The organism is Nocardia sp. CS682 (assembly GCF_004634405.1).
GTDB classification, from domain to species: domain Bacteria; phylum Actinomycetota; class Actinomycetes; order Mycobacteriales; family Mycobacteriaceae; genus Nocardia; species Nocardia ninae.
Genome location: NZ_CP029710.1, coordinates 8,778,823 through 8,791,538, shown reverse-complemented (window position 1 = coordinate 8,791,538; position 12,716 = coordinate 8,778,823). Strand labels below are relative to the sequence as shown.

General features: G+C 66.5%; 14 protein-coding genes and 1 pseudogene. 9 read left to right on the top strand and 6 right to left on the bottom strand.

Translation table 11 applies throughout. The features are described from left to right. Positions 1-29: 29 nt before the first annotated feature. Positions 30-320, top strand: coding sequence for a hypothetical protein (locus DMB37_RS39785; RefSeq protein WP_135237144.1), 291 nt, complete (start codon positions 30-32; stop codon positions 318-320). A gap of 71 nt (positions 321-391) precedes the next feature. Here DMB37_RS39785 and DMB37_RS39780 read toward each other — a convergent pair whose 3' ends face one another. From DMB37_RS39780 to DMB37_RS39765, 4 genes are all read right to left on the bottom strand, one after another. Then, entirely contained in the window at positions 392-1,816 is a 1,425-nt protein-coding gene (locus DMB37_RS39780; protein ID WP_135237143.1) for a serine hydrolase, read from the bottom strand. Between the two features lie 221 nt (positions 1,817-2,037). Further along, on the bottom strand, positions 2,038-2,937 hold the full coding sequence (locus DMB37_RS39775) for a universal stress protein (RefSeq protein WP_135237142.1): 900 nt from the start codon (positions 2,935-2,937) through the stop codon (positions 2,038-2,040). A gap of 26 nt (positions 2,938-2,963) precedes the next feature. Next, positions 2,964-3,194 (bottom strand): hypothetical protein, encoded by a 231-nt coding sequence (locus DMB37_RS39770; RefSeq protein WP_206055134.1) that lies wholly within the window; start codon positions 3,192-3,194, stop codon positions 2,964-2,966. 56 nt (positions 3,195-3,250) lie between these two features. Continuing rightward, positions 3,251-3,853, bottom strand: coding sequence for a hypothetical protein (locus tag DMB37_RS39765; protein ID WP_135237140.1), 603 nt, complete (start codon positions 3,851-3,853; stop codon positions 3,251-3,253). 228 nt (positions 3,854-4,081) lie between these two features. Here DMB37_RS39765 and DMB37_RS39760 point away from each other — a divergent pair, with 228 nt between their 5' ends. The 4 genes and pseudogenes from DMB37_RS39760 to DMB37_RS41630 all read left to right on the top strand — a co-directional run bounded on the left by DMB37_RS39760 (position 4,082) and on the right by DMB37_RS41630 (position 6,042). Continuing rightward, complete coding sequence (locus tag DMB37_RS39760) at positions 4,082-4,495, top strand: hypothetical protein (RefSeq protein ID WP_135237139.1); 414 nt, start codon at positions 4,082-4,084, stop codon at positions 4,493-4,495. Between the two features lie 126 nt (positions 4,496-4,621). Then, complete coding sequence (locus tag DMB37_RS39755) at positions 4,622-5,149, top strand: flavodoxin domain-containing protein (protein ID WP_135237138.1); 528 nt, start codon at positions 4,622-4,624, stop codon at positions 5,147-5,149. 17 nt (positions 5,150-5,166) lie between these two features. After that, positions 5,167-5,622, top strand: a pseudogene (locus tag DMB37_RS41635) (GyrI-like domain-containing protein); the annotation flags it as partial. 9 nt (positions 5,623-5,631) lie between these two features. Further along, positions 5,632-6,042 carry a DUF302 domain-containing protein gene (locus DMB37_RS41630; RefSeq protein WP_135238104.1) on the top strand — a complete coding sequence of 137 codons (411 nt, stop codon included), beginning with the start codon at positions 5,632-5,634 and terminating at the stop codon, positions 6,040-6,042. A 68-nt stretch (positions 6,043-6,110) separates the two neighbouring features. Here the strand turns inward: DMB37_RS41630 and DMB37_RS39745 are convergent, their stop codons facing one another. Both DMB37_RS39745 and DMB37_RS39740 read right to left on the bottom strand, forming a co-directional pair. Continuing rightward, a complete protein-coding gene (locus DMB37_RS39745; protein WP_135237137.1) occupies positions 6,111-6,593 on the bottom strand; it encodes a nitroreductase family deazaflavin-dependent oxidoreductase in 483 nt (160 codons plus the stop codon). 20 nt (positions 6,594-6,613) lie between these two features. Beyond that, on the bottom strand, positions 6,614-7,603 hold the full coding sequence (locus DMB37_RS39740) for an NAD(P)H nitroreductase (protein WP_135237136.1): 990 nt from the start codon (positions 7,601-7,603) through the stop codon (positions 6,614-6,616). 229 nt (positions 7,604-7,832) lie between these two features. Between DMB37_RS39740 and DMB37_RS39735 the strand changes: the two genes are divergently transcribed. The 4 genes from DMB37_RS39735 to DMB37_RS39720 all read left to right on the top strand — a co-directional run bounded on the left by DMB37_RS39735 (position 7,833) and on the right by DMB37_RS39720 (position 12,664). Next, positions 7,833-8,576 (top strand): SDR family NAD(P)-dependent oxidoreductase, encoded by a 744-nt coding sequence (locus tag DMB37_RS39735; RefSeq protein WP_135237135.1) that lies wholly within the window; start codon positions 7,833-7,835, stop codon positions 8,574-8,576. A 14-nt stretch (positions 8,577-8,590) separates the two neighbouring features. Then, positions 8,591-10,168, top strand: coding sequence for an AAA family ATPase (locus tag DMB37_RS39730; protein WP_135237134.1), 1,578 nt, complete (start codon positions 8,591-8,593; stop codon positions 10,166-10,168). A gap of 24 nt (positions 10,169-10,192) precedes the next feature. Beyond that, entirely contained in the window at positions 10,193-10,846 is a 654-nt protein-coding gene (locus DMB37_RS39725) for a response regulator transcription factor (protein ID WP_135237133.1), read from the top strand. Between the two features lie 63 nt (positions 10,847-10,909). After that, the gene (locus DMB37_RS39720; protein ID WP_370465286.1) at positions 10,910-12,664 is read left to right on the top strand and encodes a GAF domain-containing sensor histidine kinase; all 1,755 of its coding nucleotides are present in this window, start codon (positions 10,910-10,912) and stop codon (positions 12,662-12,664) included. Positions 12,665-12,716 lie beyond the last annotated feature (52 nt).

The window sequence follows — 12,716 nt, the reverse complement described above, 5'->3', positions numbered from 1 at the left end:
CCGTTCGAACCGACAGCAAAGGAAACAGCATGAGCGCATCGACATCCGGCCAGCGCTACCACAGCAAGCCCGGCGAGAGCCTCGCCGACACCTACAACATCCCCGGTATCGTGCTCTTCCTCGCCGGGATCGTCGGCCTCGCCTGCACGCTGACCGCCGCAGGCTACGGATTCGCCGGGTGGGCCGCGCTCGGCGCGGGAGCCACCGCGCTGTCCTTCCTCGTCAGCGTCACGCTGTTCCTCCTCGAGCACGAACGCCTGCGCCGACTCGCCGAGCGGCGTCCGGTGCCGACTACCGGGCAGCCACCCGTACAGCGCTGATCCGAGCGTGCGGCAACCGCTCACCGGAGGTCGGCGGCGGATGACACCGTCGCCGACGCCCGAGCGGTAATCTACCGTCGCCTGTGCAGCGTCATCGGCAACAGATCGAGATGCATTGTCGGACAACCGGTTCCAGTGTCAGCGCCGAAAACGACACGGGCCGAGGCGATGCCGAACTCGGACAGATCGATACGGAAAACGTACGGGTCCTTGTCGTCGTCGGGGTGCAGCGGCAGACCTCGCAGCAGACCCGGCACCGGAGTCAATACCCGCAGTATCGGCCTGCCGTGACGTATCCGAACTTCGGCGCCGGCGCCGATCATCAACCGCGCGCGGACATCGGCGAGTGAGCCGAGGATGCGGTAACGACCGCAGATCTCGCGCCAGATTTCCGGGCGGTGCGGTATATCAGTGCGAATCGCGGCCTCCGGCACGCCGAGCACGGTGCCGAGCAGTCCGGACGTTTCGGCGGGTAGCCACAACATCGCACGGTGTGCGCCGTTGGTGAAGGCCATGACACCGACACCGTCATCGGGGGCCAGCCAGATCTGGGAGTTGAAGCCCGGCAGAATGCCTTGATGCTCGACGACCCGACGGCCCCCCAGTTCGGCGCGGAAAAAGGCCAATCCCATGCCGGGCAGTCGCGGATCAGGCTGGTAGTGCGGCGCGAACATCGCTGCGAGCGTGGCCGATTCGAGTACCCGGCCGTAGTCGTTGGCTCCGCCGGCCAGCAGCGCGGACATATAGCGTGCCATGTCGTGAGGTGTGGAGTACGCCGAGGAAGCGCCGGCAGTCACCATGTCCCGCTGGACCACGACTCGGGCGCCACGCGCCCCGAACGTGTAGCCGGTGGCCAGTCGTGACCGTGCGATGCCCGACGGGTCGAGATCGGTGTCGGCCATGCCGAGGGGCCGGAAGACGTGCTCGCGCAGATATGACGCCAGCGGCATCCCGCTGACATCCTCGACGATCTGTCCGACGGTCGCGAATCCGTGGTCGGTGTAGATCCACCGCGTACCAGGGTCGGCTTGAACGCGCAGCGCGCCCCCGTAGAACTCGGCCAGCGTGGGTAACGGCTGCCCCGGTGCGACACTCTCGCCGAAGTCGGGGCGCAGAAGCTGTGCGGGACGCACGGTCTCGCCGACACCAGCGGTGTGGGTCAGCAGGTGCCGCACCGTGACGGGGCCGAATTCGGGGTCGGCGGGCACCAGCTGATAGGCGCGCAAGTACTGGTTCACAGACGTGTCCAGGTCGATCCGCCCGCGCTCCCATAGCTGCATGACCGCAATGGCGGTGCAGGTCTTGGTGATCGAGGCGATGCGGAAGACCGTGTCCTCGGTGACGGGCCGATGCGACTCGATGTCGGCGACGCCGTCACCGGCGAAGAACTCGAGAGAACCGCCGCGCACCACACCAACGGCCAACCCGACCGCCGGCCACCGGTTCCGTATTCCGTCGATCCGCTCTGTTAATGCAATCTGATCAATTTCAGCCATGCTGCCTCCATCCGCTCGGCCGGCGATGGGAGGTTCACCGGCTCCTGCCGAACAGACTGCGCGACAACCACACTCGAGTGATGGAGCAGATCGGACGGATTCCGATGGACTTTGGTCCCAACTACGAAGCGGGCGGCTCGGCGCCGAGCTATCGGTGACCCGGTCAGCGCACGACTGCGGCGCGGGGCCGAGTGTTCTCGGCCCCGCGCCCGGCGGTGCGGTCAGCGTTCGCGCACGACGATCATCGGCACCTCGACCGAGTGCAGCAGTGCGTTGCTGGTCGAGCCCAAAACCATGCTGGTGAATCCCCCGCGACCGTGGCTGCCGACGACAACCAGTTGGGCGTTCGACGATTCGTCGAGCAACGATCGAACAGGCCGATCCGCCACCACGATTCGGCGCACCGCGACATCGGGATAACGATCCGCGTAACCCGCCAGGCTCTCCGCCAGCACCGCCTCCGCGGACTGCTGCGCGCCATCCCAGCCCGCGACCGGCAGATCGAAACCACTGGTGTCACTCCAGGCATGCAACGCGGTCAGCCCCACCTTCCGACGCGACGCCTCCTCGAACGCGAGCTCCACCGCAGCCACACTGTTATCGGTGCCATCCACACCCACCAGCACCGGCTGAGTCGCCGACACGGCATCGATCGCCGCACTCCCGTGGATGACCGCGACCGGACAATGCGCATGATGAGTGGTAGCGGTACTGACCGAACCCAACAACCCACGCTGGAACGCACCCATCCCCCGGCTACCGACCACCAGCATCCGCACCCGCGCCGAACGCTCGATCAACATCGGGATCACCAACTCGAACGACACCTCACTGGTGATGCGCGCCGCCGCACCCGGCGCCGCCGTGCGGGCCACCCTGCTGGCCTCGGTCAGGACTCGCTCCCCGTCGACACGCAACCATTCCAGATCCGTCTCCCCCAACCCCAGCCCCGGCCCGTACCCAGGCCGGATCGCCATCGAGGTGAGCAGGTGCAGTCGGCAGTTGTGCAGTACGGCTTCGACCGCCGCCCACGCCGCCGCCTGATACGAGCTCGCCGACCCGTCGACAGCGACCAGAATCGTCGGTTCTCGTGTTGCGTTCGAGGGACTTTCGGCTGCCATGATCCTATTTCCTTTCGGCACAGAGCTTACTGGTGGGGCTGGGTTGGGTTGCTCGGCCTCGACTTAGCAACATTCGGGTGCAGCACCGAAAGCCGGTGCAGGTATTCGGTCTCGTCGACGTCGCCACTGGCGAAGCGTTCGGCGAGCAAGGCTTCCGGCGAGAGCCGGACCGGTTCGCCCGGCGTCCTTTCATCGCGGCGATCGAGCCTGAGCACCGCGACGGCCGCCACAGCTACGCCGACCCACAGCGGGATCATGAACAAAATCGTGAGAACCAGCATCCACCAATGTGGTCCGCTCCCATGCCAATACATCATTGTCTGTCCTCTCTGATCGGGCGGCTGAGCTGCCGCCACTCGGTGTCCCATCGGGCACCGCGGTGCCGGTCCAATAGCCATCCGGTGCCGCGCACCAGACACCAGCCGCAGAGCCAGGTGCTGACGAGCACCACGACTCCGACCCCGATGCCGGTCATCGCGGCTTCGTCCGAGCGACGCGGTTCCGTGGTCGGCACGCCGTCGGGCCCCAGCCAGACTGTGACGTGATCACCGATCTGCGCGTTCCGGCGTACCGGCACCATCGCGGTGCCGGATCGGCCGTTCTCGCTCCACTGCGCCCGCGCCTCGAGCCGGTACGCGGAGGACTCCGTAGGTTCGGCCGTGATCACCGCACTGACACTCGATTTCGTTGCGTTCTGGATGCGGATATCCGCGGCCGCATCGATGTATGCCTCGGTGCCGAGCGCCCCGGCGACCGGCACCACTACCAGCACGGCGACCACGGCAAGGAGCCGGAGCAGCGCTTCGAATCGATCCGAGGGGCGCATCAGCGGACTCGGGCTCCATGGCTGTATCGACCACAGGTGCGCCAGCCGGGCTTGCCACCCGCGGATCGGAATCGTCGTACTCTGGGCCATCGCCAGTCACCTTCTTTCGGCGGCATCTGCCATCGAGCATCTCGCGTTACCCGATGTGGTGGCAGAGAAGAAGGTCACCCATCGGATGGGCCGAGAGGCCCCCGTCGCGATGCACACGCCACAGGGTCCGGCGAGACGGGCGACAGGCGCCGCTCGCGACTTCCGGCCCGAGCACAAAGGCCGTCGTGCCCTGCCGCGCACCTGTGTCCGTACGAGACAGTCGGGGACATGGTGTTAACAACGTATGCACGAAAGGTCGGCACCCGACAGGGCATGTTGTGTCTGCTGTCCGGTTTCCTCGCGATCTGGGCCTTCGCCGGAGCACTCGGCCTGATGACGGGGGTGCTCAGCCTCGGCGCGGCCATCGACGACCGAATTCCCTTCCACAGCGCCGTTTTCGGTGGTCTCATGCTCGCCGTGATTGTCGGGCTGCCGATGGCGGTTGCCGGAATGCTGGCCGCACGAGACGATGCACGGACGCCGCTCGTCGCGATGGCCGCCGGTGCTGCGCTCGTCGGCTGGATCGTGGTGCAGGTCTTGCTCATTCGCGAGTTCAGCTGGCTGCAACCGATCTGCGTCGTACTCGGCCTGGCCGTCCTTTTCCTTGGCGCCACCGCCCGCCGCGGCGACATACGGCGGTAGCACCGCCACGCGGCCGAGGCCGAAGGTCACTCGTCCTGCGTAGGTTCGGCACTGGTCGCCGCCCACCGTTCAACCGTACCGTCGAAGTATTGATACCGCAGGTAGAGAGCGTAGTAGGAGACCGAGATGCGGGCACGAGTCGTCTATGAATCGATGTTCGGCAACACCGCCGCCATCGCCGAGGCCATCGCTGAAGTGCTCGGCAAACACGGCACCGTCGAGGTGTTGAACGTCGACGCGGCCGCGAGCGTCGCCGCCCCCACGGTCGATCTGCTGGTCGTCGGCGGGCCTACCCACGCCTTCGGACTCAGCAGGGAACGCACTCGGCGAGATGCTGCCGAACACACCGAGAGTCCGATCGCGCTGGACATCGGCATCCGCGAATGGCTCGACGCCGCTCTGCCGGTACCTGCGGGCCGCCGCGCCGCGGCATTCGGCACCAAGGTCGCCAAACCGCCGTGGCTGCCGGGATCCGCCGCCCGCGGCGCCGCTAAACGGTTGCGGCGCTTGGGTTACGAGCTCGCCGACGATCCGGTGGACTTCCTCGTCGAGGGTATGACCGGCCCGCTGACCGAAGGCGAACTCGACCGCGCCCGCGCCTGGGCCGAGCTGCTCGCGCACACCGAACTCGACCGCATCGCCCACCGGGCCTGACACCGAAGGAACGCGAGATGACCTACCGAGTCACCGTCGAACGATCGACCCCGCAAACAGTCCTCGAACTGCGCCGTACCGTGCGCGCCGATTACGCGGGTGACGACATCGGCAGCGGGATGCAAGCGCTCTACGACGTGGCCGCCAAGACCGGTCTCGCACCGGTCGGGCCGCCATCTACGACCTACCTCGGCGAATTCGGTGCCGGCACAACGAGCGAGGTCGACTTCGGATTGCCGGTCACGGCTGGGCCGATCGACAACGCCACCGAACAGCTCACGGTGCGACGCACCGAACCCGGTCTCTTCGCGCACATCACCCATCACGGCGACTACCACCACATCGGCGACGCCTATCGCGCGCTCGACGACTGGGTAAGCACCTCCGACTTCCAACCGGTCGGACCGCCCACCGAGGTCTACTTGATCGCCCCCGACGAGGCGACGAACCCCGACGATCTATGCACCGAGATCCGGATTCCCGTGGCGCCCGCCGAGCTCGTGGTGCGTGTCCGCGCCCCGTTCGCCGACACCGTCGCTCTGGTACGAAAGGCGTTGGCTGAACAAGGATTCGGCGTACTGACCGAAATCGACGTATCCGCGACGCTGCAGGCGAAGCTCGGTGTGGCGATGGAGGACTATCTCATCCTGGGCGCATGCAATCCGAATCTCGCGCACCGCGCGCTGCAGATCGTCCGGCAGATCGGACTTCTACTGCCCTGCAATGTCGTGGTGCGCACCGACGGCGACGCCACCGTGGTCGAAGCAGTGGACCCGGATCTGCTGGTGCGCCACGCTCGGCGGCCGGGCATGGAACCGATCGCCAGGGAAGCCAGGGCGCTCTTGGCCACAGCCCTCGGTACTGTGGAAAAGACCTCTGCGCCAACGGAATAGGCCCCCCTGAGCGATCACTGCTTCCGGAGATATGTCGCAACACTGATCGGCGAAATTCACCCCGCCGATCAGTGTTGCGCTACCGGTCGGTCGTCGATCCGGAACACCGGGTAGTCCGGGGCAATGCGCTGGAACTCCTCGACAGTGCCGTCCGGCCCGACCGGTATGTGCGGACGCGCGCCGGGTGCCACCCGCAGGTAGCGCTGGAGAATCGGACCTCGATCGGCCGGGTCGACCTCGGTCAGCTGGATCTCCTCCCGCCGACCATGGCGCAGCACCGCCCTGCCCTCGGCAGCGGCGAGGTTGCGCACCCAGTTGGTGTCCTTACCCAGCATCGAAACCACATACCGCCGACCGTCGAGCTCGGCCACCGCCATCGGAAACCAGATCACGCGCCCGCTGCGCCGCCCCCGGATTCCGAGGGCGGCGACCCGGCGCGGTGCGACACCGGTGGCGAACAACCAGGCCGACATCCGATTCTGCAGCCGGGCAAACGCATTGGGCCGCCCGGTGCGATACAGCCAACGCAAATAGCTGTCGAAACCTCTCATGGCGTGTTCCTGAGTACGGCTCAACGACCGTCGGACGGGTCGAACGGGTCGAGGACGTCCTCGATTGCGCGGCGCGGCGTCGCGGGCAGCGGCGGGGCGCTGGTCGGGGCCCAGCCGATGCGAATGATCGCCTGCGGGAAGGCATTGTCGTCGAACACGCCGATGCGGACATCGCGGCGCAGGTCGGGGATTTCGAGGGGTTCGGTGAGCACGCAGGTGGCCAGGCCCACGTTGGTGGCGGTCAGCAGGACCGCGCTCATCGCCTCGCCGGCCCGTAGCCGGGACAACCGATCGTCGCCGGAGGTGCCGATGACCAACAGCTGAGCGGAATCGGGTTCCTGTGCCGTGTCGATCAATTGCGGGGCGACAAAGGTCCGGGCGGGTAGCTCATCGTCGGTTCGTGGGTCAGGAGTGCTCTTGGCCGGAATGCCGTCCGCTGAGCTGTGCCGACCACTCCAGCTCGCCAGTTCGAAGCGGTACTCGGGATCCATGGCATGCCGGACCGCAGCGGCACGGGTCGCCTCGATCAGATGTTCCCGCGATCGATCGGACACATGACACACGACCGCACCGAGTGCCGCGGCACGTTCTGTGGCCAGGCTCAGGTAGCCCGGCGGTATCTCCCAGGAGGTGAAGTGCCTGCGATCGGTGTGCCGATGCGAAATGGCCGCGCTCAGCGCGACTTCCACCGGAGTGGGCCGATGCCGCAACAATTCGACCGACGCCAGGTGAGTCGGGTCCGCCGGATTCGGCAGCCGATGCACCACCGCCGACCAGCCGAGGGCGGCGAGCGCTATCCGCAGATGATGCAGTGCAGCACCGCAACTCAGCACCAGGTCACGCTGATCAGGGTCGGTGAACGGCAGGGCTCGCTCGGGATCGAGGTACAGGTGAATGGAGCGGGGGCCGATTCGCCACCGCCACGGTTGGGTGTTGTGCACCGACGGCGCCCGCACCGCGAGCGCCAATGCTGTCTTGACGGTGTTGTCGTCGGGCAGTCCGTGGTCCATGATGTCGTACCTTCCTTTCGTTTCGATCCACAGTCGCACCGGGTGTGCGGCTCCGGTAAGAGCCGGACGGCCTCTGCCTGCGGGACTTCGGGGCATCTGGACAAGCTCCGGAATGGACCGTCGAGGTCGGACCGGATGGCCCTGCGGATCGAGGACCTTCGGCCATCACCTCGGGCCCGCTCATGCGCGACGCTGGGAGCATCCACCCCAGCGAAAGGATCTGGTCACCATGACCGATTTGCACGGACGCAGCGCCATCGTCACCGGTGGCGCCCGCGGTATCGGCGCGGCCATCGCGCGCACCCTCGTCAAGTCCGGTGTCGGTGTCGTCGTGGCCGACATCCTCGATGACACGGGCGAGGCGACTGCCGAATCCCTCGGTCCGACCGCGCTTTTCCGGCATCTCGACGTCACCGACGACGATCAGTGGCGTCGCGTGCTCGACGATGCCGAGGCAAACTTCGGACCGCTCGCAGTATTGGTCAACAACGCGGGCATCCTCGATTTCGGCAGCGTCGAGTCCGAGTCGCCCGCGATGTTCCGCCACGTCGTCGATGTCAACCTTTTCGGTGCCTGGCTCGGCATGCATCTGGCGGCACCGCGCCTGCGCGCCAACGGCGATGGCGTGATCGTCAATATCTCCTCGACCGCAGGGCTGATGGGCTACTCCGGGATCGCCGGTTATGTCGCCAGCAAGTGGGGGCTGCGCGGGTTGACCAAGGCCGCGGCGATCGAACTCGGCCCGGCAGGCGTGCGCGTGTGCTCGGTACATCCTGGCCCGATCCACACCCCGATGACCGTCGGCTTCGATGCGAGTATCGCTGCGGGACAGCCACTTCCGCGGTTCGGCGAACCGGAGGAAGTTGCCTCGATGGTCGGCTTCATCGTGACCGAGGCGACGTTCTCGACCGGTTCGGAGTTCATCATCGACGGCGGCGCTACGGCCGGCATGTCACTGACCGATCTCTCTTGATGGGTCCGCAAAACATGATTACAGCGCCACCTCAGCCCACCGCCGCACCCGCCCAGCTGCGCGAGACCCACACTGGGGTCGTCGTGCTGTGCGGGGATCGCGCGTACAAGACGAAAAAGCCGATTGCCACCGATTTCCTCGACTTCAGCACCGTTGATCTCCGCGAGCAGGCCTGTGCACGGGAGCTCGAGCTCAACCGGCGGATGGCGCCGGATGTATATCTCGGCGTTGCCCATTTGAGCGATCCCACCGGCGGCCCTGCCGAACCGGTTCTCGTCATGCACCGGATGCCGGAGAACCGCAGGTTGTCCAACGTGCTCGGTGACCCGGCTGCCGGCAGGTCGGAACTGTCGGCGCTTGTCCAGGTATTGGCGCTGTTTCATTTCGCGGCGGACCGCGGGCCCGACATCGACCGGGCCGGGTCGCCGGAAGCACTGCGCCGACGGTGGAACGCGCTGCTGGAGACCCTGCGCGAGCAGCCGTCGGATCTGGTCGAGCCCAGTCGACTCGACCAGATCGAGACACTGGCGACGCGCTACATCGACGGCCGTAACAGCCTGCTGGCCAACAGGATCGCCGAAGGACGCATCGTCGACGGGCACGGAGATCTGCTCGCCGAGGACATCTTCGATCTGCCCGACGGCTTCCGGGTGCTGGACTGCCTGGACTTCGACGACCAGTTGCGCTACGTCGACTGCATCGACGATATCGCCTTCCTGGCAATGGATCTCGAGTTCCTCGGACACCACGACCTGGGCGACCGTCTGCTCGACGACTATCAGCAGGCCACCGAGGACTCGGCGCCGATGTCACTGCGCGACCACTACATCGCCTACCGCGCCATGGTCCGGGCGAAGGTCGACGTCATTCGCTACCGGCAGGGCGACGCAGCGGCTCGCGAGCACGCACACCGGCATCTGCAGATCGCCCTGCGCCATGTGGAGCGGGGAGCGGTTCGCCTCGTGCTGATCGGCGGTCTGCCCGGAACCGGGAAATCCACTGTCGCCGCCCGTCTTTCGGCGGCCACGGGAGCGGTTGTCCTTTCCAGCGACCATACCCGCAAGCAACTGTCCGCAACCGGAGACGTCAGCGGTGCGGCCGGTGAGTACGGCACCGGAATGTACTCCCCCGCCGGCAAAGCACGGGTCTACGCTGAGCTGCTGGCCAGGGCCCGATCTCTGCTCGAATCCGGGGTTTCGGTGATCCTCGATGCGAGCTGGATCGACGCGGACGAACGACACCGCGCCGCAGCGCTCGCCGACCAGCTCGCCGCCGACCTGGTGCAGCTTCGGTGCGCCTGCTCGCAGGCCCTTGCCACCAGTCGGATACGCCAGCGCCGTGCCTGCGAGTCCGAAGCGACTCCGGCGATCGCCGAGGCGATGTCCGCCGCGGCGTCGTCCTGGCCGGACGCGGCGTCGTTGGATACCGGTCAGCCGCTCGACGACACGGTGGCCGAGGCCTACCGCGCCTGGCAAAGACGCGGAGAATGGGAGAAGCATTCAGAATCGGGCGACACGGGCTCGTCAAGGGACTTCGGTCACCAAACCGGGGTCCAACTCCGGCGCGTTCTGCCCCACCACTCCGTAGGCTGAGGAGATCGAAGAGGAGGTTCAGCCATGGTCAAGGTGTTCTTGGTCGACGACCACGAGATCGTCCGCCGCGGTATCGGCGACCTCATCGGCCTCGAGCCCGACCTCGAAGTCGTCGGCGAAGCAGGCAGCTACGCTCAGGCACTCGCCCGCATCCCCGCCCTACGCCCCGACGTCGCCGTACTCGATGTCCGACTACCCGATGGCAACGGCATCGAACTGTGCCGCGAACTGCTCACGGCCAACACCGGCCTGCGCTGCCTGATCCTCACCTCGTTCACCGACGAACAGGCCATGCTCAACGCCATCCTCGCCGGAGCCAGCGGATACGTCGTCAAAGACATCAAAAGCCTCGAACTCATCGAAGCCATCCGCGAGGTCGGCGCCGGTAAATCCCTGCTGGACAACCGAGCCGCCGCCGCGCTGATGGCCAAACTCCGCTCCGAAGCCGAGGCCAAGACCGGCCCGCTGGCCAGTCTGACCGACCAGGAACGCGTACTGCTCGCCTTGCTCGGCGAGGGCCTGACCAACCGGCAGATCGCAGGCCGGATGTTCCTGGCCGAGAAAACGGTCAAGAACTACGTCTCCCGATTGCTGACCAAGCTCGGCGTCGAACGACGCACCCAAGCCGCCGTCCTGGCCTCCAAACTCAACCCGTCGGAGCAAGAGAACGAGTCGTAGGCCGAACATCCAGTCGGTTTATTTACCCAGCGAAACGAGTCTGAAACCTCCGAGCATGGAAGAATGCTCGGTATGGGTATCCCGCCATCGGCTGCAACGTCGAGCGGCCGGACGCCGGTGACCGAGACGCTGTCGCAGCTACGGCTACGAGAGTTACTCATCGAAGTCCAGGACCGGATCGCCCAGATCGTGGACGTCCGCGACCGTATGGACCGGCTCATCGAGGCGATGCTGGTGGTCACGGCGGGTCTGGACCTCGACAACACCCTGCGCACGATCGTGCACGCCGCCATCGAGTTGGTCGACGCCGGCTACGGCGCGCTCGGCGTGCGCGAAACCGACAAGGCCAGCTTGCAGCTGTCGGAGTTCGTCTACGAGGGCATTGATGATCGCACCCGCGTCATGATCGGCGATCTGCCCCGGGGCCACGGCGTCCTCGGGCTGCTGATCCAACAGCCCAAACCCATTCGGCTGACCAAACTGTCCGACCACCCGTCGTCGGTCGGATTCCCGCCGCACCATCCGCCGATGAACACCTTCCTCGGCGTCCCGGTCCAGGTCCGCAACGAGGTCTTCGGCAACCTCTACCTCACCGAGAAGGCGGGCGGTCTCGAGTTCACCGAGGACGACGAGGTCGTCGTGCAGGCGTTGGCCGCGGCCGCGGGTATCGCCATCGAAAACGCGAGGCTCTATGAGCAGTCCCGGCTCCGCCAGCAGTGGCTGGAAGCCACCCGGGACGTGGCGACCGAGCTGCTGGCCGGCGGCGAGCCGAACGAAGTCCTGACGCTGGTCGCCGAACGTGCCTTGACCCTGACCGAGTCCGCCTGCACCTTCCTCGCACTCCCCGAGGATCCGGACGTTCCACCCGAGGAAGTGACCGAGTTGGTCGTGGTCACGGCCAAGGGTGTCGACGCCCAAGACCTCGCCGGCCAACGGATTCCGCTGGGAGAATCCCATTTCGGTGCGGCGTTTCAGCATGGCCGCGTGGTTGCGGTCGAGAAGCTGGTGCACAACGAATTGTTCGACTCCGACGCCGAGTTCGGTCCGGCGCTGATCCTTCCGCTGCGCGCGGGTCGTTCCGTCATCGGGGTACTCACCACGTTGCGTCCCGCAGGCAAACTCGCTCTGGACACCGCGGCGCAGTCGATGATGGCCGCCATCGCCGACCAAGCCGCACTCGCCCTGCAACTGTCGGACAACCAACGCCAACGCCGCGAACTCGACGTGCTCTCCGACCGCGACCGCATCGCCCGCGGCCTGCACGACCACGTCATCCAACGCCTCTTCGCCGTCGGTCTGTCGTTGCAAGGCACGATGCAACGCGCGCGGATGCCCGAGGTCAAATCACGTCTCGCCGAGACGATCGACGACGTGCAAGCGATCGTGCAGGATATCCGGCACTCGATCTTCGACCTGCAGAGCAACACCACCGCCGACTCCTCGAAATACCGAAAACACTTGCACGGCATCATCGTCGACATGACCGCCGACACCGGCCTGCGCACCACCGTCCGCCTGGCCGGCCCGGTCACCGTCCTCGCCCCACCCCTGTCCGACGACGTCGAAGCCGTCCTGCGCGAAGCGGTCAGCAACGTCGTCCGGCACGCCTCCGCCACCACCGTCGCGGTCGAACTCAAGATCCGCGACGACGTCACCATCGAGGTCACCGACGACGGCACCGGCGTCCCCGCCGACAGCACCCGCCGCAGCGGCCTGGCCAACCTCGCCGCCCGCGCCGAACAGGCAGGCGGCACCTTCAGCATCGACAACAACCCCGGCGGCGGCACCGTGCTGCGCTGGTCCGCCCCGCTGCCTTAAGACCTCCCGGTTCGGGACCAACGACAGCAGAGCCGGCGTGCGCTGAATTCCT

What these genes read in the sequence shown, in the direction of transcription:
- DMB37_RS39755 (WP_135237138.1), top strand. Translation starts at nt 4,622, where the DNA reads ATGCGGGCACGAGTCGTCTATGAATCGATGTTCGGCAACACCGCCGCC.
- DMB37_RS39785 (WP_135237144.1), top strand. Translation starts at nt 30, where the DNA reads ATGAGCGCATCGACATCCGGCCAGCGCTACCACAGCAAGCCCGGCGAG.
- DMB37_RS39745 (WP_135237137.1), bottom strand. Translation starts at nt 6,593, where the DNA reads ATGAGAGGTTTCGACAGCTATTTGCGTTGGCTGTATCGCACCGGGCGG.
- DMB37_RS39720 (WP_370465286.1), top strand. Translation starts at nt 10,910, where the DNA reads ATGCTCGGTATGGGTATCCCGCCATCGGCTGCAACGTCGAGCGGCCGG.
- DMB37_RS39725 (WP_135237133.1), top strand. Translation starts at nt 10,193, where the DNA reads ATGGTCAAGGTGTTCTTGGTCGACGACCACGAGATCGTCCGCCGCGGT.
- DMB37_RS39760 (WP_135237139.1), top strand. Translation starts at nt 4,082, where the DNA reads ATGGTGTTAACAACGTATGCACGAAAGGTCGGCACCCGACAGGGCATG.
- DMB37_RS39765 (WP_135237140.1), bottom strand. Translation starts at nt 3,853, where the DNA reads ATGGCCCAGAGTACGACGATTCCGATCCGCGGGTGGCAAGCCCGGCTG.
- DMB37_RS39730 (WP_135237134.1), top strand. Translation starts at nt 8,591, where the DNA reads ATGATTACAGCGCCACCTCAGCCCACCGCCGCACCCGCCCAGCTGCGC.
- DMB37_RS39775 (WP_135237142.1), bottom strand. Translation starts at nt 2,937, where the DNA reads ATGGCAGCCGAAAGTCCCTCGAACGCAACACGAGAACCGACGATTCTG.
- DMB37_RS39770 (WP_206055134.1), bottom strand. Translation starts at nt 3,194, where the DNA reads ATGATCCCGCTGTGGGTCGGCGTAGCTGTGGCGGCCGTCGCGGTGCTC.
- DMB37_RS39735 (WP_135237135.1), top strand. Translation starts at nt 7,833, where the DNA reads ATGACCGATTTGCACGGACGCAGCGCCATCGTCACCGGTGGCGCCCGC.
- DMB37_RS39740 (WP_135237136.1), bottom strand. Translation starts at nt 7,603, where the DNA reads ATGGACCACGGACTGCCCGACGACAACACCGTCAAGACAGCATTGGCG.
- DMB37_RS39780 (WP_135237143.1), bottom strand. Translation starts at nt 1,816, where the DNA reads ATGGCTGAAATTGATCAGATTGCATTAACAGAGCGGATCGACGGAATA.